The organism is Gracilibacillus alcaliphilus (genome assembly GCF_016909015.1).
Lineage (GTDB): Bacteria > Bacillota > Bacilli > Bacillales > Amphibacillaceae > Gracilibacillus > Gracilibacillus alcaliphilus.
On sequence record NZ_JAFBFA010000035.1, the window covers coordinates 36,393 to 55,859 of the forward strand.

Genomic DNA, 19,467 nt, shown 5'->3' on the forward strand with positions numbered 1-19,467 from the left:
TTGTTACACATAACCATCCTATCGAGGAAACACAATGGTCCTTCAGCAAAGAAGATTTTCAACTATTTGTTGAAACTGGTATGAGAGAACTAAGGGCAACAGATGAACAATTTACTTATTCTTTATCTGGGAAATCAAATACACCAGTTTCAAAATTAGTAGAAATATATCGTGAATCGGAATCTGAAGCTCTTGAACTAATTTTAGAGTCTGGTTATGATTTTGAAGAAATTGATTTTTATCGTCAACATGAAATAATGAAGATTGTAACTGACAAATTAGGGATAGATTACAGGAGGTGGAAGGTTGACTAAGTCTTTTGAAGAAGCTTGCAGTGAGTTAAAAGAAGAGACAATGGAAAGGCTTCGAGCGCTTGATGAGGAGAAACCACTTAAAAATACTCTTGATGGACCACAAACATTAAAACGACGAGAAATTCATCGTGAATTCGCTCGCAAACTGGTGGAATTAAGGAAAGAATACGGGAAGGAGTGAAACCTTTGGATTCTAGGACAAGAAAAGCACTTATGGAATGTAATACATTAGAAGAATTTAAGGCAATAGGAGGGAAGGTACCTTTATCCGAGTTTGACAGAGCGTTAGGAGATAGATTCACATATTTAATGGGTAAGGATGGATATAATGAGTTCAATGATCCCCGTCCCAAAGAAAAAATGCCTTTGGAAGGAGGTGAAAATTAATGCCGCGTGAATTGATCAATGCAAATATTACCCATGTATCCTATGTAGATAAAGGTGCCAATCAGAAGCAGTTCTTCTTCACCAAATCAGATGAGCAGCCGGACTTTCAAAAAGAGGTCAAGATATTCATCAGCAAAGATGATGAAGAGCAACAACTTGTGTATGGTATCGTGTATGAGCCGGATGTTGAAGACTCTCATGGCGATTTCATGAAAGCCGATGAAATTGAAAAAGCAGCGCATGGTTTTATGAAGGACGCTCGAAACATAGATAAGCAGCATAATTTCGAATCTGGGATGGGTGAAGTGGTAGAGTCGTACATTGCTCCTGCAGATTTTGAAATTGGTGAACAGTTCATCACAAAAGGATCATGGGTGCTAGTTACTAAGGCAAGTGATGAAATTTGGGAATCCATAAAGAAGGGCGATATCACCGGTTACAGTATGGCCGGTAAAGCAGAGACCTTTGAAAAACAAAATAGCAATAAGAGTGAAAAGCCTGTTTCTAAGTCTGAGGACGAGGAATACAAAGGCTTTTTTAATTTGCTCAAAAACTTCTTTGTTAAAGGAGAAGTCCGTGACCGTTACGAGGATAATCAAAAACGTCGTAATGTTTGGGCTGCATGGGATGGGTTGGAAAGTGTTTATTATGAGGCTATCTGGGACAATCGTACTGTTGATGTTGCTGATTTTGACAAATTGGAGTCTGCAGCAAGTGATTTTCTTGAATTAGTCCAAGATATCAGAGAGAGCGGTGACATCCAAAAATCATTGGAAGGCAAGCCGGAAACTATCGGAAAGGGTGAGAAAGAGATGAAAAAAGAAGACATTGAAAAGTTGCTAGATGACAAATTAAGCCCAATCACTAAACGATTGGATGAGATTGAGAAAGAGGATCAGCCAGAAGAACCAGCACCAGATGAGGATAAAGATGGTGTATTGAAGGAGTTTGCATCCATCTTGGATGAGAAGCTGAATCCTATCAATGACCGTTTGGAAACTGTAGAAAAGGCTAGGGGTGTTTCTAAGCAAGCTGATCCGGATGAAGAATCCGAGCAAGCAGAAGTTAAAAAACACTATTTACAAGGTCTCCTGTAAAAGCAGGATACAAAAAGGAGGAAAACGAACATGCCAACTAATCAACAAATTATGAAAACCACCACAACCGGTGACATTACTTCCGGATTACTTAATCCGGAACAAGCACAGAAATTCATTCAACAGACTTTTGAAGCAACTGCTCTTGGGGGTCTGATTCGAAAAGAAGTGAAAAGGGCTAAGACAGGTGAAATCGATAAGATTGGTATCGATTCTCGTATTCTAAGAAAGAAAACAGAGAATACGGATGATGGCTATCGCGCAAAGCCTAAGTTCGATCGAATTGAATATGCTACAACAGCTGTTCGTTTACCATGGGAGATCACTGAAGAGTCCTTCCGCGAGAATATAGAGGGTCAAAGCTTCGAGGATATTGTAACTAATCTAATGACAACCCAACTAGGTATTGATTTAGAAGATTTATATATCAATGGAGATGAAGCTACTCCTGAAAGTGATGCGGATTATGACTTCTTGAAGATCAATAATGGTTGGTTGCAGCAGTTAGAAACAGGTTCTCATATTGTAGATCGTGCGCCTATTAATAATGGCGATCTATCATTAGATGTCTTTTACAAAGCATTGGAAGACATGCCAAATAAATATAACAACGGTACCCTAAAGTGGTTAGTCGCCCCATCACTTAAACAAAGATGGGAGCAGTATTTACTTAACCAAAGCATTAGTAATGGTGGCGGTCTTTCTGAGTCTGTCATGCGTGCCCCGGCTGGTATCGAATTTGTACCAGTTCCACGTATGCCAGCAGGAGAAATCATTTTGACTAACCCTAAGAACTTAACTGTTGTTAATACGTATGATGTGAAAATCCGAAAAACAACAGAGGGTAAATCTGCTATCATGCAAGACAAACGCTTCTATGTAGTACATTTAGATTTTGATCCAATCATCGAAGAAAAGGATGCCGTTGTTAAAGTGAAAGGATTGTTCCAACAAGCCGATAATGGCGGTGGTACTGGTGACTAAACTGAAGCTTAAGAATGCATTATCCTATAGAGGTATTGTATCTGCAACAGCAAAGAATCCTTTTGTAACTGTAAAGGATGAGAAACTTGCTAAAGCAGCAGTTGAAACTGGATATTTCGAGATCGTGGAGCAGGAACAACAGCATGATCAAGAGGCACCAAATGATAACAACCAAAATAAGGCTTACACAAAGTCTTACTTAAAGAAATTGAATAAGGACCAGCAAGAAAAAATCATTGCTGAACTTAGTGGTGATCCATCCGATACTGGCAATGAGGAAGAACGTATTGCACTCATTTTAGAGTTGCAAAACGATACCATGTTGCAATTACAAGGAGACTGATTGGCATGGCCATCACACCAGAGGATTTAAGGAATTATACAACATTTGAGTCTGTTAAAAAACGCCCTGATGCCCAATTAGAAATGGATATCCTTGAAGCCGAAATCTACATTAATAACAAAATCGAAAAGCCACTTGATGAATATGATGAGCTACCTCCTGAGTTAAAATTAGCTTGGTTGAAGGTAGCTCAATTTTATGCGCTTATTAATGGTGATGAGTCTATGGCTAAAGGCTATAAGTCTGAGAGAATAGGGGATTATTCGTATACCTTGTCTGATGGCAGCAGCCTAACCATGCCTGATATTTCATCCTTGCTAGAAGATTTTCTTCCAGATGGGGGAAACAATGGCTTTTTTATGAGGATTAGGCCGTTATGAGTTATGAAAGCTTATTAACTGATACGTGTAACATCTATCATTTGAAGTCTAGGGCGTCAGGTGGTGAATGGGGCATTCCATCTGATGATAGGCAACAGGATCATTATTATGCTGATGATCCTGATGTGTCTGATCAGGCATGTTACTTTGTCGAAAAGTCTCAAAGTATTACTCAGGGTGATCCTAACAACGAGATTTTTCAAACTTATCATGTTCACTTTCCTATTGAGGCGGATATTCGTCTTAATGACAAGGTTGTTTGGGATGGGATTATTTTGAAGGCACAGAAGCCTCGAAAGATAAAGGATCATCACATTGAAGTTAACCTTGCGAGGAGGAAAAACCTGTGAAAGGTGAAATGAACTTTGACCTAGAAATCGAGGGATTGGATGAGTTTATAAGTGCATTGAAAAAAATTGAAAAAGGTGGATTTGCTGAACAAATAGGTCTTTGGCTTGAAGCTGTAGGAATTGATTTTTTAGACATTGTACAGGATGAAATTATCCGAACTAAAACAGTAGATACAAGGTGGCTGCTTAACTCATTCCAACGAAGTGGAGCAGCTAATATTTGGTCTATTAACAAGAATGGGTTAACTCTTGAAGTAGGAACAAATTTAAACTATGCTTCTTTTGTTAACGATGGACATTTCACAATAGATCCTTCTAAAGGTTTGGATCGGCGTTGGGTGCCAGGTCATTGGGTAGGAGATCGTTTTGTTTATATGCCTGGTTCAAAAACTGGAATGCTCCTTAAATTCACTTGGATTGATGGTACAGGCTACTGGGATAATGCACTTGCAATACTTGAAAAAACCTTTGAGAAAAGTCTTGACCGGCTACTTCAAAAGTGGCTTGATTCTAATTTTTAAGGTGGTGGTCAATTGAATCAAGAAATCGGATCCATCATGGCATATCTGTATAAGTTGTTCCCGGTGCAGGTATACGATTTAAAGCTGCCGGAAGATTTCAAGGTACCATCAATGTATTTTCCTGTTCCAACATCCTTTAGCAGCAATGACACAAATCAAACGTATCTTAAAAGTTACACTTTAAACATCAAGGTGTTCCATCACGATACAAAACAAGCGTATTACAAGGCTGAGGAACTTGCTGACGCGATTACAAGTAATCGAGAAGCAATACCTATGGTGGAAGTAGGAGGCGCGGTCACCGGCGACTATGTTCGATTTAACAGGGTTGAAACTAGAGATGGAGATAATGGTGTGGCTATGCTTATCCTTAATTGGGATAGTCGTTACTATTATCACCGAGATGAGGTACCAGCAATTGAATATGTTGATATTACAAGTGGGGTGAAATAATTGAGCAATGAAAAAGCGAATAAAAAGGTTGCGGAATCTGGCAAAACAACTGTTTCCACAGCTAAGACCATTAAAAAGGAAACAGAGTTTCCCTTGTATGAGTTAAGAGAGCACAGTCGAGAACTTTTTGGTGTGAAACCAGAAGTCTTTGACGGTGCTTTTTTGAATTATAAAAATGGGCAAGCGACTAAGAAACAAGCTGAAAACCTTGTTAAGTCCTTTCTCAATAAGGAGGTAAAGTAGTATGAATGGCGGAACATTTACACCTGGCGTTGAAAAAATTCGTCCAGGTATTTATTTTAATTTCCAAGTGAGAGCCAATGATAGGATCAATACAGGAGATCGTGGTAGAGCAGCACTTCCCCTTGTATTGGGGTGGGGAAAACCAAAAGAAATGATTGAAATTAATGGCGAAAATGACGCAAGGAATCGGTTGGGAGTAGATATATCTGATCCTACCATGTCCTTACTTAGAGAGGCCAAGAAAAAAAGTGCTACAGTACTTGTTTATCGAATCAATGAAGGAGAGAAGGCTACTGCAAATTTGGGAGAAACTCAAACTGTGACAGCTGCTTATGGTGGTATAAAAGGAAACGATATTCATATCGTGGTCAGTTCAAATGTTCTTGATGACACAAAGAAAGATGTAAAAACATTCTTTGGGCTTCGAGAAGTAGATAAGCAGATAGTTTCCACATTTGAAGAATTGCAACCCAACGATTTTGTTGAATTCGAGGGTTCTGGTGAATTAGAAGACACAGCTGGTGTTAATCTTTCTGGTGGTTCAAATGGAACTACTACAAGTGAGGATTATATTGATTTCATCGGAGCAGCAGAGTCAGAGTATTTTGATACTATTGGCTTACCTGTAGATGATGAAGCATTGAAAACTACTTTTGTTTCTTTTATTCGACGTTTACGTGATGAACAAGGAATAAAGGTACAAGGTGTTTTACCTGAATATCAAGGCAACTATGAAGGGATCATCAATGTAACCAATGCTGTAGTATTAATTGACCGCGAATTGACCATTCCGGAAACTGTAGCATGGGTTACTGGGGCTAGTGCTGGTGCCACATTACAGCAATCTCTTACTTCCATGCAATACGAGGGTGCAATTGATGTCAAGCCAAGATTTGATAATGATGACATTGAACGACGTCTTCAAAGAGGAGAGTTCTTGTTTACCTATGACGCTCGTGATAAGAGCGTTGCTGTTGAGCAGGATATCAACTCTATTACTGGGACTAGCAAGTTGAGGAAAAATAAAATTGTCCGTATTTTAGATGCGATTAACAATGATGTTACACGCAGCTTAAAAGAATCGATTAAGAATCGCAAGAACACAGGTCAAGATATTCCGGCAAATGCTGATGGTATTCAAATTGTTCAGACGGCTATTTCGGTGTACTTGAATGAACTTCAAGAAAATAGCATTATTCAAAATTTTGATTCGAGCGAAGATATTGCTATTGAATTGACCAATGCAGGCGATGGCATAGAGGCAAATGTTGGAGTGCAGCCAGTTGACAGCGCTGAAAAATTTTATTTCAACGTAACCGTAGAGTAAGAAATCAATTAAAGGGATCCTTAGGGGTCTCTTTTTTAATTCAAAAAGGAGTGAGTATACATGGTATTGCGTTCTAGAGATGTGATAAGCGGAAAAGAAGGACGTTTATTCCTCGATGGTGAAGAGATGGCTCATATCAAATCATTCGAGGCCACTGTTGAAAAGAATAAAGAAGAAGTACCGATTATGGGGCGTCGTATGATGGGTCATAAAACAAATGGTGCTTCCGGATCCGGAACGATGACTTTCCATAAGGTGACTTCACAGTTTGTAAAAATCATGATCAACTATGTGAAAACAGGGATTGATCCATATTTCACCGTACAGTCTGTACTTGATGATAAAACATCTGGAAGGGGCACGGAGAGGGTTACTCTCTATGAGGTAAACTTTGATAGTGCTAAGGTAGCCGGATTAGACGTTGAGTCAGCTGCACTAGAGGAAGAAGTTCCATTTACCTTTGAAGATGTTGATTTACCTGAAGAATTACTATCTACATTCAACTAATAATTACCAAAGAGCGACTAACCTCGCTCTTTTCCCAATTTATTGAAAATAGAGGAGAGATTTAAATGATTGAAAACCATGATAACACATTTGAAAATCAAGAAGAAAGTACAACTGTAGTGAACGATATTTCCTTTTTTATGCCTGGTAAGGCTGAAGAATCAGAAGAAATAAAGGCGCCTATTTCTAAACGCTATAAAGATAAGCAAGGAAAGATTATTCCATTCGTATTTAAACCAATTACTACTGAACGTGTTGATGAATTAGAGAAACAAAGCATGAAGATGGTGAAACAAAAAGGACGACATATTGGTCAAGAGTTGGATCATGCACGTTTTATGGCTAGAATTGCAGTGGAATCTACAGTGTTTCCTGATTTCAAATCTAAGGAACTTCGTCAGGCCTATAAAACAGAGGATCCGATTGAAGTAGCCAAAAAAGTATTAAATGTTGCTGGAGAATTTAACGGATGGTTATCCAAGGCATCAGAAGTAAACGGTTTTGATGAAACACCTGACGATCTGGAAGAACTAGCAAAAAACTTATAAAAGAAGGGAATAAAGACGCGGTTTATCTGCATTATGCATTTCACGAACTGCATTATTCTCCTTCTCAATTGCTCGAACTGTATGAAGCACCTAGGTTCTTCAAAGCGTTCCTATATGGTTCTATAGAATTTTTATTAGAAGAACGAGCCAAAGAATCAAAGAAAAATAATACATAGAAAGGAGGCAAATCATTGGCAAAACTAACCGCAAGATTCGACATGGTGGATAGAATTTCTAAAAAAATGCGTGCTATGCGTGGTGAATTTGAGTTTATCCAAAAGCGTAAGAGAGCCTTGGAAAAACCAATGGTCTTTGAAGTAAGAGATCGAGCAACTAAGCAGATGAAAAGTATACGAAAAACTGCTGAGAAGCTTACATCTCAGCGGACAATTACACTATCTGCTGTAGATAAAATCACTAAGCCTACAGAAAATATCAAGAAATATCTAGAGCGAAGGTTTCCGAAGTCTCATACTCTATTAATGCAAGTGAAAGATAATGTTACCAGAGATATGAGGAATATCAATAATTTCATTAAACGTCGCATGCCTAGAGCACATGAAATTATGGTGCAGGCTCGTGATCGATCGAGGACAGTTCTTGATAGAATTCGAAATTACCTAGGCAAAAATATACTAGGCGTGCACATGCTTGAAGTGGTAGTCCGTGATAAAGCTATGCCCACACTACACAAGATTGCGAATTACACCAAACGCCAGCTTGCAAAAGGATATAATTTCTCTGTTAAAGCCATTGATATTGCAACCAAGACGGTTGGTCGTATCGCTTCTTATGCAGATCGAACTTTGCCTCGAATACGGAGTTTCACCATTCAGGCCTTTGATAGTGCGTCTAGGGTGATCGGATCTGTTAAACGTGCTTTATTTTCTATACCAACTATGATCACAGTGACTTTAGCTGCAGTTGGAATTGGTAGTTTAGGGAAAGCAACTGTGGGAAGGGCTATAGATTATGAAAACTATGGTGTAGCAATGAGACACTGGTTAGGTGGAGATGAAAAAGAAGCAGAAAAACTAGTTAGTTGGATGAGGGATTTTGCAGATAAAACTCCATTTTCTAGTCCGGATTTATTTCCTGCATTGTCTAGGGGTATTGGTATATCAGATGGTGATGTCCAACTTGCTAAAGATTATTTAACTTTGGCTAGTGATATGGCTTCTTTATCTGGAGGGAAAAAAACTGTATCGGATGCCATGGAAGCTATAGGTAATGCGAAAATGGGCGAATTTACTATGCTTCAAGGTTATAATGTCCCAATGAGTAAGGAGAAATTTGATTTATTAGGCGGCATGTCTGGATTATATGATTACCTTTATGAAGGAGGAGAAGATGGTTTTATAGGATTTAAAGGTGGAGCTGAAGATTTTTCCGAATCATCCTATGGTTTAATAAGTACTATTAGAGGTTATATATCAGGTCTGTTTGCAGAAGCAGGAGATGGAATATTAGAATCACTGAAGCCAAGACTTAAAACAATAAAGGATTGGTTAGATAACAACGGGGAAACATGGGGTAAATGGAAGGATACTATACAAAAGGCTGGTGAACAAGGTGCTGAATGGATACTAACCAAGCTAGAAAATTCCTTTTCATATATTCGCGACAATTACCTTGAAAATGATGATTTTAAAAAGCTTGATTTTGAAGGAAAAGTCAAATTTATCATGGATGATCTGGGTCAATGGTGGGACGACAAAGCACAACCGTGGCTTGTAGATGTTGCGAAAGATGTTGGTAGGGCGGTTTATGATGGTGTTGTATGGGGAATAAAAGAGGGTTTTAAGAGTGTTGGTAATATGTGGAGTGATTTTTTTGAAGAACCCTCTGTAGATAATTTTATTGGTGCTGGTATGGGTACCTTAATTGCAGGGTCAATTGCTTCTTTTGCCCTTGGTCCATTAATTGCTGGTGTTAAAGGGATAATAGGGACAATAAAAGGTGTTTATGGAGCAGGTAAAAAAATTGGAGGATGGTTCGGAAAAGGGAAAGCACCTGGTCCAACAACCGTTCCAGTTGGCTCAGTCCCCAAAACTTCTACACCTAAAACATCAACTCCTAAACAACCAAATGGCAAGCCTGTTTATACGCAGCCTTGGTTTAATAAGGGTGATAAAGCTACTACCAATATGCCTAATGAGTTTAAAAAGGCAAATAAAGGCTTGTCTAGATTTAGCAAGTACCTTGGTAAATTAAAGCTTCCTGTTCTAGGTACTGCGCTTGGAGCTGTGTCCTTATTTAGCGCTGATAAGGGAGAAATGCCAGGTATTTTAGGTGGAATGGGTGGAGGAATAGCCGGCTCATCTATAGGAGCTGGAATAGGTACAGCTATTTTCCCTGGTATTGGAACAATCATTGGCGGATTAATAGGCGGTGTAGCTGGATCATTCGGTGGTGAAGCACTGACCAACTGGTTTGTTGATAACTTTGAATCCATTAAACTCAAAGCAGGAGAATACGCCTTAAAAATTGGGAGTGCCTTTATAGGCTTTAAAGAAACTGTATCTGAGACTCTATTTAATGGTCAATGGTGGTCTGAGAAATGGAACAGTGTTAAAGAAAGAACAGAAGGCACTATGTTTGATGGCAGCTGGTGGTCAGAAAAATGGGATAAAACAAAAGGTTGGGCGGCTGAAAAATGGAGCAATGTCACTGATTTATGGGATAAAGCAAAAGAAAATATAGCCAGTACATTGTTCAGTGGGGACTGGTGGCTAGAAAAATGGAATAGTATCAAAGACTTTGCCACATCTACTTTTTTAAGTGCGTCATGGTGGGCTGAACAATCTGGTTATGTATATGGTTACCTTGAAAGCACCATTTTCAGTGGAGACTGGTGGACTCAAAAATGGGAAGGCATTAAGGAACTAACTGCAGGTACCATATTTGATGGTGCTTGGTGGTTGGAAAAGTGGGAAAGTGTCAAAGGTTGGGCAAGAGAAAAATGGGAGTCAGCAGTCGAAATATGGGACTCAGTAGTAGAAAAAATCAGTAATACGATCTTTAGTTCAGAATGGTGGCTTGGCCATTGGGAGTCAGTGAAAGGATGGGCGCAAGCCAAGTGGGATTCTGCAGTTGAGGTCTGGGAGTCCATAAAAACTAAGTTTGCTGAAACAGTGTTTAGCAGTGAATGGTGGCTCGGTCATTGGGACAATGTCAAAGGTTGGGCACAACAAAAATGGAATTCAGCCCAAGAAGTATGGGACTCAATAGCTACTAAAATTAATGAGACAGTATTTAATAGCGACTGGTGGCTAGGGCACTGGGAATCTGTTAAGGGCTGGGCGCAGAGTAAATGGGACTCAGCTCAGGAAATTTGGGATTCTATTTCTACCAGAATCAATGACACTGTTTTTAACGGTGACTGGTGGAAAGGCCATTGGGATTCGGTTACAGGCTGGGCACAAGATAAGTGGGATGGAGCAGTTGAAATATGGGAATCTGTCAAAACAGCAATTGGTGATACTTTATTTAGTAAAGACTGGTGGACTAGCAAGTGGGAAGATGTAGTTGGTTGGGCACAAGGTATTTTAGGTGGAATCGGCGATTGGGTTGGCGAGCTTATCGGTGATGTAAAAGAAAGCTTCTCTACAGGGCGAGAAAAAGGTCGAGAAGCTGCCGGCAACTCTAGTTCAAGTTCAAATGTAATTGCTGGCTATGGTGTAGGTTCTGCTTATGCTTATGCCAATGGAGGAATGATCAACCGTCCTCATCTTGGATTAGTTGGTGAAGCAGGACCAGAAATGATTATCCCTCTATCTGAAAATCGCAGAAATCGAGCAATGGATTTATACAATCAAACCGGTCAAATGTTAGGTGTTCGACCTTATGCGAATGGCGGTCAAGTTGGTGGATCTGTCAAAATACCGAAACCTCAACCAATCTCTGCTGCAGTAAACGTTGGCTCTCTAGCAGTGCAGAGTGTTGACAAAGAAGCCAAATTGTACGGTCAAGCCTTCACAGGTGCGGTTGCCAAAGGTATTAATAGCAATGTGATATCTATGAGCAACTGGAAGAAAAACAACATTGAAAATCCTATGCAAGGCGTTGTCCAAGAAGCTGTCGGTTTCGGTTCTAGTACCGTTACCTCTTTTTCACGTGGTCAAAATGCTACACCTACCAATACCACTGGTTATTTAGACAAACAGGTTAAACACCCATTTAGAGTAATTGAAGGAGGCGCCTCAGCCCACGGATCCGGTACTATATCTAAGTTCAGAACTGGTCAGAATGCGACGTCAACAAATACTAATGCTCATTTAGATAATCAAGTTAAAGCACCATTCACAGTAATTCAAGGATCTGCTCCGCAATGGGGTGCCAAAACAGTAACTGGTTTCCGTTCGGGGCAAAATGCTACACAGACTGGTACAAGACCATACCTTATATCTAATGTTCATACTCCATTTGAGGAGACCAAAGCCAAGGGATCCGGATGGGGTTCTGGTGCTATATCCCAATTTGTTGCTGGTATGCGGTCAGAAGCTTCTAAAGTCCAAGAGGCTGCTAAATATTTAGCTGAACAAGTAGAAAAGACATTCAAAGCAGAGTTGGGTATTAATTCTCCGTCCCGTGTCATGGAGAAAGATGGTATGTGGACTGCTCTTGGAATTATCAAAGGTTTGGGATCAGTTGATATCAAGGGGTTTGCTGAGAAGCAAGCAGGATCTCTTGCAGCTGCGTTTTCAGGAATGGGTGCTATTGGTGGAAATATCAGTGAATGGATTCGAGCTGCGATGATGATTACGGGTGTGCCGTCATCTTGGTTGGGACCGTTATCTGTTATTGCTCAAAAAGAATCTGGCGGTAATCCGTTAGCACAAAACAACTGGGATATCAATGCTAAACGCGGGATTCCGAGTAAAGGATTAATGCAGACAATAGGTCCGACGTTCAATGCTTATAAAGGCAAAGGTATGAATGATATCTTTAATCCGATTCACAACGCTGTGGCAGCTATCAACTATATTAAATCTCGCTATGGCAATGTGTTTAATGTACCAGGTATTAAATCTATGGCTGCAGGTGGTGCTTACCGTGGTTACTGGACAGGAACTAATGGTCCACTTCGAAGCGCCCAAACAGCGTGGGTTGGTGAACGTGGTCCAGAACTTCTTCATTTACCAAGAGGTTCTGAAGTTCTTTCTAACCGTGAAAGCAAGAGGGTCTCATCTGATCATGTTTCGGCTGCAACAGGTGTCTCAAAACGAAGTTCATCTGGTGGAGGAAAAGGTACTGTTGTTGTTAACTTCAATGGTGACAATTATTTCTACAATGATGAGGATGAAGCTGGATTTGTTGGCAAGGTTAAGAGCGCTGTTGAACAGATTGTGGAAGATGAATACAACGAGGGAGGGGAGATGGTAGTCGATGACTAAAAGTGTTTATGAAATATGGTTATCAACAGCCGATAACAAGGAAAGACTGCGACTGCCAGTCCTTCCTTCATCGGTTGGTTTATCTATAGGGAACAAAAATGAATCAATTGATATATCTAACTTAGGTGAGGTCACTGTTATTCAGGAGCCCTCACCTAAGACTGTTCAATTTTCTTCATTTTTTCCTGCAAAAAGTACTCCATTAGTGGAATATAGCAGTTTTCCTAAACCATGGGACGCTATTCAAAGAATTGAAAAATGGCAGAAGTCTAAGAAGCCATTAAGGCTAGTGGTGACAAAAACGAAAATCAACATACCGGTTTCGATTGATAGCTTTAATTACCAAGAAGAAGGCGGAGCAGTTGGTGATATCTCCTATGATTTATCACTGAAAGAATTTAAGTTTGTCTCTGTACGCAAAATCAAAGTAAAGGTACCGAAAAAGCCCAAACGGCCAAATCCTAAACCAAAACCGAGGACTCATACAGTTAAATCTGGTGATACTCTATGGGACTTAGCAAGGAAATATTACGGAAACAGCTTGGAATGGCGAAAAATATGGAATGCCAATAAGGCTATGATGGTGAAGCGAGACAAAAGGAATTTGAAGCAACCAGGCCACTGGATCTATCCCGGCCAACGCTTAGTTATCAAATAGATAGTGAGGTGATTCAAACGATCGAATTATTTCTTGTCAAAACCGGTGAAATGGTCGAAATCCCTACTGAATCTATCACATGGAGTGGACAGCGATACAAGGCAGCTAGAAAGATCAATGCCAATATCCTTTATACAGACAAGGGCGGATTGCAATTCACGAAAATGGAGGAAGGTAATACTGTCCTTTTTAAATGGAAAGGAAAAGAATTGTTCCGTGGTACCGTGTTCAGTAAGAGCAAGACAAAGGGTGGACTACTAAGCCTTGTCGCCTATGACATGCTGCAGTATCTTCTTGTTAATAAAGATGTCTATGTGTTCAATAAGCGACGTGCTGATCAAATCATTACTCGTATCTGCCGTGATTTTCAAATTCCTTATACGTCAATTACCAATACTGGTACTGTATTAAATGAGATTCACGTAAATGAAACGACATTATACGATATGGTCCTAAGTGCAATAATAAACACAGAGAAGCAAAGTGGTGTAAGGTACAACCTATACTCCGAAAAAGGAAAACTACGGCTTGATGAACAAAAGGTATCCAGTGATCAATGGGTTCTTGAAACAGGTGTCAATTTAATTGATTACAATTACTCCACATCGATCGAAGAGACGGCAACGCAAGTCAAATTGGTTAGTGGTGACGAGAACAATCCAATATCTGTTACTGTAACTGATAGTTCTGGCCAGAAACAATTTGGCGTGCTGCAGTACTTCGAAAAAGTAACAGACAATTTAAATCGTGCACAGCTAAATAGCAGAGCCAACAGTCTTCTTAATAAAAAGAAGGGCATCCAAAAGGAATTAGATGTGACGGCATTGGGGATTCCCGAAATAATCAGTGGGAAACCGATCTATGTCATAGAAAATGAAATAGGTGTTAAGGGTACCCGATATGTGGATGAGGATACTCATACTTTTAAAGGGGATCATCATGAAATGCAATTGAAATTGATTAGTCGAAATACAAGGGCGGTGTTGTGATGGCTAGTTTAGGTCAAATGTTTAAGAGAATGGCAACAGATGCAGTAAGCGCTGGGAATCCATTGCAATTAGTAGAAGGTGTGATTCAATCCACTTCCCCTATTACCTTAAAGTTAAAGCAAAATGATAAGCTGATTATTCCAAGTGATTTTATCCTTGTGGCACAACACTTAATGAGTCATACAAGAACAGCCACAATCTCAGCTAGCAGCGTTGGTGAAACAATGACTGAGGCTGGAGATCCGGAACATACGCATAACATTCAATCGATCACATTGAATAATGCTCAAATTCAATTTGCAAGTGCACTACAAACAGGTGATAAAGTAATGGTTGCTGTCATTCAAGGCGGGCAATCATTTTTTATTATCGATAAATTTTAGATGGTGAGGTGAGATAATGCTATCACCAGAAATTGAGATAGAAGATTTTGATAATGACGAATTGGAAGAAGAGACATCCAGAACGTATCGTATTGACTTTGAGAAGGGTGTTGTCACGAACGAGATAATAACCGGCATTGAAGCGATACGCCAGTTTATCTATATGGCTTTAAACACACCAAGATTCGCTCATTCTATTTACTCTGATGAGACTGGTTCTGAACTGGTAGAGTTGTTATCCGATAAAGAGGTGTCACCGGATTTTATTGAAATGGAGATTCCAAGATTAGTTGAAGAGGCTCTTATATATGATGAACGCATTGATAGTGTCTCTGATTTTGAATTAAATCGAGTGGACGATGAGCTGCATATTAAGTTCACGGTAACCTCCATTGAAGGAGAATTGGGTATAGAGGAGGTGCTTTAATTTGGAGGAAGAACAAAGCTATGAGGCTATATTGGAACGTATGCTTGAAAGAGTACCTGCAGACATCGATAAACGTGAGAACAGTGTGATATGGAATGCACTTGCTCCTGCAGCTGCTGAGTTAGCCATGAGTTATATCTGGATGAACCAGATACCAACATTAGCATTTGCAGATACTTCAGAAGGTGAATACTTGGAACGTCGCACAGCTGAGTTCGGTACCAACCGAAAAAGAGCAACTGCAGCTGTAAGGCGTGGCTTATTTTATGGAGAAAATGAAACAGCATTCGACATCCCTATTGGGAGTCGTTTTTTTATAGATGATCTCCATTACATGGCCACTGAAAGGCTGTCAGCTGGTCAATATTCCTTGACGTGTGAGGAGTTGGGTACCCAAGGAAACAATCCGAATGGTGCGCTTTTATCTCTAAATACAATACCTGGACTAGAACAAGCCATCATGACAGATATTATTGCAGCTGGTGAAGAGGAAGAATCGGATGAATCTCTTAGATCACGACATTATCAAATGGTTAATGAACCTGCATTCGGTGGGAATATATCCGATTACCGCCATAAAATCAATGCTATTACTGGTGTTGGTGGAACTAAAGTATTTCCGACTTGGAATGGTGGAGGTTCTGTTAAATGTGTGTTTATTGGCGCGAATTTTCTGAAGCCAGATAACGCCCTAGTGTCATCTATCCAAGATGAAATAGATCCGGAAGTAAATCAAGGGCAAGGTCTTGGAGTAGCTCCAATTGGCCATGTCGTGACAATTGAAGGGGTAGAAGAAACGCCTATCGAGATTGAAACGTCACTGACATTAGAAAGTGGTGTGTCGATTCGAAGTGTCGAAGACAACATCAAGGAAATTTGTGAGAATTACATGCATGATCTGCGACAAATGTGGGAAAATGAGCCGAATTTAGTAGTCAGGACAAGTCAAATCGAAGCCCGAATACTAAATGTATCAGGAGTGCTGGATGTTGCTGACACGCTTTTAAATGGGCAAGGAGCTAACGTTGAGATTGGCTCTGTAAATATCCCAATGCTTGAAGGAGTGGTCTTGAATGAATCGACTTCTTGAAAGACTACCTGATTTACTTCATAATCTCCGTGAAATTAAAGATTTAACAGAAACAGAAGTTGAAGAGTTCGACCGATTAGCCCAGAGTATCGATCAAACACTTGATGATCAATTCATCGAAACTGCAACACTCAAGGCTATTGAACGTCGAGAGCATATGCTTAATATCATTGCTGATCCATCAACTGAGACATTAGAAAACAGGCGAATCAGAATACTCAATCGATACCAGACGAAGCCACCATTTACTGTTCGTTATTTGCAGCAGCAGCTAGATATGCTGTTGGGTGTGGCCAGATCCAATGTAACTGTGAATCCAGAGGCTTATATCTTAACTGTAACCACCAGTATAGATGACGCTTTTCTATTTCGAGAGATGGAGTACACAATCAATACTGTTAAGCCTGCCAATATGCTTTATCAGCAAGAAACATCCATAATGGAGCGCATAGTGATAAGAGAATCAGCCAAAAAACAGGTACTGACTCGTAATACAAAGCTAGGTACGACATGGAAGCTTGGACGAACACCATGGGCTGATAGAGGGGAAGAGGTGGTCATTTTTGATTAGAGAATCATTTATAAATGACGTGGCAGCATACATTGAGCAGCGAATATCGGCTGTAAGGTTAAATAACTCCCATATTATCAATCAATTTGTTGTGAAAGAAGTGCAGGGTTGTTGTGTAGCTATGGAAATAATGGTGCCACATGGCATTGTCAGTACTATAAATGTTATTGATTTATTAGATGAAAACCTTGAAGTAATAAGTACAAATGATGTGGTTGTTCCAATCACTGCAGACACGGTCATCCTACAATCATTTGAAGTAAGGGAGGGATAATGTTGACTTTCGATAAGAAAACATGGAATTTTGATGACACCCCTACTGAAGAAGATGCGAATCGTTGGGAAGAAGGAATTAACGAGGCTCTTAAATCCATAGTACCAAAACATGTAACAGGTGATTGGAATGATATAACTGAAGACGGCATTTACCATGGGGAAGCTACCATGTTAAATGCTCCTATTTATGTATATGGTCCTGACTCTTATAAATCTAGTGCTGCGAAGGTCTTTGTTAATACTAATCTTAGTATTCAAGGTACTGTCTGTGTCCAACTAGCTGTGGTAACAACGTTAACCGGAAGAGTTCATGAAATGCTACAAGTACGATATTTGTTATTAGATGGTACGTGGAGTGCCTGGGAGGGTTTTTTAGGTCGCAATGAGTTTGTTCATTTTATAAATAGACAGGATAATCCGCACGGTGTTACAAAAGAGCAAATTGCGGGGCTGAACCATAAAATTGTAGAAATAGGTGAAAATACAACAGTTAATGAATCTACAAATCCAAATAATCAAGGTGCTATAGTTATAGGAAGGAACGCTCATGTCACTATGAATTCTATATCTATAGGTCGTAACTCAACCACAAATAATTACAATTCAGTAGCTATTGGATATGATTCAGAAGGAAATGGAACTTATTCAACGTCATTGGGTTATTACTCAGTCGCATCAGGTTCAGGTACAGCATTAGGAAGAAGCGCCAAAGCAATAGGTTCAACTTCTGTTGCTTTAGGAGGTTATTCAATAGCTGACGGGACTGGTTCAGTTGCAATAGGTAGAGGTTCACATGTAATAAATTCAGGTGAAGGAGTTTTGGGTGTATCAAATACTGGTGCAACACCAGGAGTATGGACAGTCCCTGGCTCCTTTTCGGTTGGTGGTAGCAAAAACTTTGAAATACCACACCCTAAACCTGAAAAATCAGCTACGCATAGAATTAGGCATGGGGCAGTTGAATCCCCAACTGCAGGCGATACACTATATCGTTACACCGTCAAGGCAACAGATGACAATGACGTTCAATACATCGACCTACCAGATTATTTTATTTATTTGAATAAAGATGTGCAGATATTCGTCACTCCACAAGGGCATTTTAGTAATGGATATGGCGTACTTAACAGAGAAACAGAGCAACTAGAAATACATTGTCAATCACCAGGAGAATACAATGTAATTGTCATTGGCACAAGAAACGACTATCACCAATCTATCCAAGAATGGGATATACGAGGTGTTGAGCGTGAGATTGGCGAATCATGGGCTGGTGAGACTTATGCTTTTTCTGTAGATGAAATTGTGGAAGTGGAAGAAATTAAGGAGGCGGAATAGATGGAAGTCATTATCAAATCAAGCAATATACAGTTCAAAAACCCACAGATTGGGCAGCCTACTCGAGCAGTAGCTGACCATTACAATGGCCGTAGAATCACCGCACTAGTTGATGGAGAGGAGCAATTATATCGCTTTAAAAAGGATGAATTAGCTTTTGAGGTGGACGAAGATGACATGATTGAGGCGATTGAGCAGCGAGAGAGGGAATCACAGGAGACAGAACAAGAGGAAGAACCAGAAGCCGAATAGGCTTATTTTTTTATGACTTAAAACAGGGAGGAATGACGTTACTAGGTAGACAGGCAATTAATAATATAAAATAAGGGAGTGAGGTAATTTGGAAAATATCACTAAATCAGTAGTCGGACTGTTAGGGGCGACTATCTCATTTTTATTTGGAGGTTGGTCGCTTTTGTTGCAGGTATTAGTATTTTTTATTGTATTAGATTATGTGCTGGGTGTGTTGGTTGCAGGAACGTATGGCAAACTTAGCAGCAAGGTAGGCTTTAGAGGAATAGCGAAAAAAGTGTTGATCCTAGCGCTTGTAGCTGTAGCATATTCGATTGATAAAATCATGGGAGATGGCACATTTATCAGAGACGCGGTCATCTTTTTTTATCTTGCAAATGAGTTGTTGAGCATACTGGAAACGGTAGGTAAGACGAATTTACCGATTCCGGATATTTTGAAAAAAGCGGTAGAAACATTAAGTAATAAATCTAAGGGTGACGATTGATTTCGTTGCTCTTTTATTATTGTGGGTAGCTAGTCCAGTCGGGCAAGCTACTTTTTTATAAAATAATTAGGAGGTTTTAATATGGCTAAAATCGGGTTAGACATCGGTCATGGGAAAAATACGTACCCACCATCTAAAGGTGTGAC

General features: G+C 39.8%; 25 protein-coding genes. All 25 read left to right on the plus strand.

Translation table 11 applies throughout. The features are described from left to right. The first annotated feature begins 306 nt into the window (after window positions 1–306). The 25 genes from JOD18_RS19730 (at window position 307) to JOD18_RS19845 (ending at window position 19,321) form a co-directional block, all read left to right on the plus strand. Window positions 307–495, plus strand: coding sequence for a hypothetical protein (locus JOD18_RS19730; protein WP_204670841.1), 189 nt, complete (start codon window positions 307–309; stop codon window positions 493–495). Between the two features lie 5 nt (window positions 496–500). Further along, window positions 501–701, plus strand: coding sequence for a hypothetical protein (locus JOD18_RS19735; protein ID WP_204670842.1), 201 nt, complete (start codon window positions 501–503; stop codon window positions 699–701). Further along, window positions 701–1,798 carry an XkdF-like putative serine protease domain-containing protein gene (locus JOD18_RS19740; protein ID WP_204670843.1) on the plus strand — a complete coding sequence of 366 codons (1,098 nt, stop codon included), beginning with the start codon at window positions 701–703 and terminating at the stop codon, window positions 1,796–1,798. The genes JOD18_RS19735 and JOD18_RS19740 overlap by 1 nt, the downstream gene beginning before the upstream one ends. Window positions 1,799–1,828: 30 nt before the next feature. Continuing rightward, on the plus strand, window positions 1,829–2,782 hold the full coding sequence (locus tag JOD18_RS19745; RefSeq protein WP_204670844.1) for a P2 family phage major capsid protein: 954 nt from the start codon (window positions 1,829–1,831) through the stop codon (window positions 2,780–2,782). After that, window positions 2,775–3,125, plus strand: a complete 351-nt coding sequence (locus JOD18_RS19750) for a hypothetical protein (RefSeq protein WP_204670845.1) — start codon at window positions 2,775–2,777, stop codon at window positions 3,123–3,125. Before JOD18_RS19745 ends, JOD18_RS19750 begins: the two co-directional genes overlap by 8 nt. 5 nt (window positions 3,126–3,130) lie before the next feature. Next, window positions 3,131–3,505, plus strand: a complete 375-nt coding sequence (yqbG, locus tag JOD18_RS19755; protein ID WP_204670846.1) for a protein YqbG — start codon at window positions 3,131–3,133, stop codon at window positions 3,503–3,505. Then, on the plus strand, window positions 3,502–3,855 hold the full coding sequence (locus JOD18_RS19760) for a DUF3599 family protein (RefSeq protein ID WP_204670847.1): 354 nt from the start codon (window positions 3,502–3,504) through the stop codon (window positions 3,853–3,855). The genes yqbG and JOD18_RS19760 overlap by 4 nt, the downstream gene beginning before the upstream one ends. Before the next feature lie 8 nt (window positions 3,856–3,863). Continuing rightward, window positions 3,864–4,376, plus strand: a complete 513-nt coding sequence (locus JOD18_RS19765) for an HK97 gp10 family phage protein (protein ID WP_204670863.1) — start codon at window positions 3,864–3,866, stop codon at window positions 4,374–4,376. A gap of 12 nt (window positions 4,377–4,388) precedes the next feature. Beyond that, complete coding sequence (locus JOD18_RS19770; RefSeq protein ID WP_204670848.1) at window positions 4,389–4,829, plus strand: phage tail terminator family protein; 441 nt, start codon at window positions 4,389–4,391, stop codon at window positions 4,827–4,829. Further along, window positions 4,830–5,072 carry a YqzN/YkzM domain-containing protein gene (locus JOD18_RS24435; RefSeq protein ID WP_204670866.1) on the plus strand — a complete coding sequence of 81 codons (243 nt, stop codon included), beginning with the start codon at window positions 4,830–4,832 and terminating at the stop codon, window positions 5,070–5,072. A gap of 1 nt (window position 5,073) precedes the next feature. After that, on the plus strand, window positions 5,074–6,399 hold the full coding sequence (locus tag JOD18_RS19780; RefSeq protein ID WP_204670849.1) for a phage tail sheath family protein: 1,326 nt from the start codon (window positions 5,074–5,076) through the stop codon (window positions 6,397–6,399). Between the two features lie 60 nt (window positions 6,400–6,459). Beyond that, window positions 6,460–6,906 carry a phage tail tube protein gene (locus JOD18_RS19785; protein ID WP_204670850.1) on the plus strand — a complete coding sequence of 149 codons (447 nt, stop codon included), beginning with the start codon at window positions 6,460–6,462 and terminating at the stop codon, window positions 6,904–6,906. Window positions 6,907–6,971: 65 nt separating this feature from the next. Continuing rightward, window positions 6,972–7,454 carry a phage tail assembly chaperone gene (locus JOD18_RS19790; protein WP_204670851.1) on the plus strand — a complete coding sequence of 161 codons (483 nt, stop codon included), beginning with the start codon at window positions 6,972–6,974 and terminating at the stop codon, window positions 7,452–7,454. Then, a complete protein-coding gene (locus tag JOD18_RS24875) occupies window positions 7,451–7,630 on the plus strand; it encodes a hypothetical protein (RefSeq protein ID WP_338029581.1) in 180 nt (59 codons plus the stop codon). The genes JOD18_RS19790 and JOD18_RS24875 overlap by 4 nt, the downstream gene beginning before the upstream one ends. Before the next feature lie 15 nt (window positions 7,631–7,645). Continuing rightward, the gene (locus JOD18_RS19795; RefSeq protein ID WP_204670852.1) at window positions 7,646–12,850 is read left to right on the plus strand and encodes a transglycosylase SLT domain-containing protein; all 5,205 of its coding nucleotides are present in this window, start codon (window positions 7,646–7,648) and stop codon (window positions 12,848–12,850) included. Continuing rightward, window positions 12,843–13,508: a LysM peptidoglycan-binding domain-containing protein gene (locus tag JOD18_RS19800; RefSeq protein ID WP_204670853.1), complete on the plus strand. Its 666-nt coding sequence runs from the start codon at window positions 12,843–12,845 to the stop codon at window positions 13,506–13,508. The genes JOD18_RS19795 and JOD18_RS19800 overlap by 8 nt, the downstream gene beginning before the upstream one ends. 50 nt (window positions 13,509–13,558) lie before the next feature. Beyond that, the gene (locus tag JOD18_RS19805; protein WP_204670864.1) at window positions 13,559–14,497 is read left to right on the plus strand and encodes an XkdQ/YqbQ family protein; all 939 of its coding nucleotides are present in this window, start codon (window positions 13,559–13,561) and stop codon (window positions 14,495–14,497) included. After that, window positions 14,497–14,880 (plus strand): DUF2577 domain-containing protein, encoded by a 384-nt coding sequence (locus tag JOD18_RS19810; protein ID WP_204670854.1) that lies wholly within the window; start codon window positions 14,497–14,499, stop codon window positions 14,878–14,880. Before JOD18_RS19805 ends, JOD18_RS19810 begins: the two co-directional genes overlap by 1 nt. Window positions 14,881–14,893: 13 nt before the next feature. Then, on the plus strand, window positions 14,894–15,307 hold the full coding sequence (locus tag JOD18_RS19815) for a contractile injection system sheath initiator (RefSeq protein ID WP_204670865.1): 414 nt from the start codon (window positions 14,894–14,896) through the stop codon (window positions 15,305–15,307). A gap of 1 nt (window position 15,308) precedes the next feature. Continuing rightward, a complete protein-coding gene (locus tag JOD18_RS19820; protein WP_204670855.1) occupies window positions 15,309–16,397 on the plus strand; it encodes a baseplate J/gp47 family protein in 1,089 nt (362 codons plus the stop codon). Further along, complete coding sequence (locus JOD18_RS19825; protein WP_204670856.1) at window positions 16,381–16,968, plus strand: putative phage tail protein; 588 nt, start codon at window positions 16,381–16,383, stop codon at window positions 16,966–16,968. Before JOD18_RS19820 ends, JOD18_RS19825 begins: the two co-directional genes overlap by 17 nt. After that, window positions 16,961–17,242: a hypothetical protein gene (locus tag JOD18_RS19830; protein ID WP_204670857.1), complete on the plus strand. Its 282-nt coding sequence runs from the start codon at window positions 16,961–16,963 to the stop codon at window positions 17,240–17,242. The genes JOD18_RS19825 and JOD18_RS19830 overlap by 8 nt, the downstream gene beginning before the upstream one ends. A gap of 2 nt (window positions 17,243–17,244) precedes the next feature. Then, window positions 17,245–18,582, plus strand: a complete 1,338-nt coding sequence (locus tag JOD18_RS19835) for a hypothetical protein (RefSeq protein WP_204670858.1) — start codon at window positions 17,245–17,247, stop codon at window positions 18,580–18,582. Continuing rightward, on the plus strand, window positions 18,583–18,834 hold the full coding sequence (locus tag JOD18_RS19840) for a hypothetical protein (RefSeq protein ID WP_204670859.1): 252 nt from the start codon (window positions 18,583–18,585) through the stop codon (window positions 18,832–18,834). It abuts the gene before it with no gap. An 88-nt stretch (window positions 18,835–18,922) separates the two neighbouring features. Further along, a complete protein-coding gene (locus JOD18_RS19845) occupies window positions 18,923–19,321 on the plus strand; it encodes a phage holin family protein (RefSeq protein WP_204670860.1) in 399 nt (132 codons plus the stop codon). Window positions 19,322–19,467 lie beyond the last annotated feature (146 nt).

What these genes read in the sequence shown, in the direction of transcription:
- JOD18_RS19740 (WP_204670843.1), top strand. Translation starts at nt 701, where the DNA reads ATGCCGCGTGAATTGATCAATGCAAATATTACCCATGTATCCTATGTA.
- JOD18_RS19745 (WP_204670844.1), top strand. Translation starts at nt 1,829, where the DNA reads ATGCCAACTAATCAACAAATTATGAAAACCACCACAACCGGTGACATT.
- yqbG (WP_204670846.1), top strand. Translation starts at nt 3,131, where the DNA reads ATGGCCATCACACCAGAGGATTTAAGGAATTATACAACATTTGAGTCT.
- JOD18_RS19760 (WP_204670847.1), top strand. Translation starts at nt 3,502, where the DNA reads ATGAGTTATGAAAGCTTATTAACTGATACGTGTAACATCTATCATTTG.
- JOD18_RS19765 (WP_204670863.1), top strand. Translation starts at nt 3,864, where the DNA reads ATGAACTTTGACCTAGAAATCGAGGGATTGGATGAGTTTATAAGTGCA.
- JOD18_RS19780 (WP_204670849.1), top strand. Translation starts at nt 5,074, where the DNA reads ATGAATGGCGGAACATTTACACCTGGCGTTGAAAAAATTCGTCCAGGT.
- JOD18_RS19785 (WP_204670850.1), top strand. Translation starts at nt 6,460, where the DNA reads ATGGTATTGCGTTCTAGAGATGTGATAAGCGGAAAAGAAGGACGTTTA.
- JOD18_RS19790 (WP_204670851.1), top strand. Translation starts at nt 6,972, where the DNA reads ATGATTGAAAACCATGATAACACATTTGAAAATCAAGAAGAAAGTACA.
- JOD18_RS19800 (WP_204670853.1), top strand. Translation starts at nt 12,843, where the DNA reads ATGACTAAAAGTGTTTATGAAATATGGTTATCAACAGCCGATAACAAG.
- JOD18_RS19805 (WP_204670864.1), top strand. Translation starts at nt 13,559, where the DNA reads ATGGTCGAAATCCCTACTGAATCTATCACATGGAGTGGACAGCGATAC.
- JOD18_RS19810 (WP_204670854.1), top strand. Translation starts at nt 14,497, where the DNA reads ATGGCTAGTTTAGGTCAAATGTTTAAGAGAATGGCAACAGATGCAGTA.
- JOD18_RS19825 (WP_204670856.1), top strand. Translation starts at nt 16,381, where the DNA reads ATGAATCGACTTCTTGAAAGACTACCTGATTTACTTCATAATCTCCGT.
- JOD18_RS19840 (WP_204670859.1), top strand. Translation starts at nt 18,583, where the DNA reads ATGGAAGTCATTATCAAATCAAGCAATATACAGTTCAAAAACCCACAG.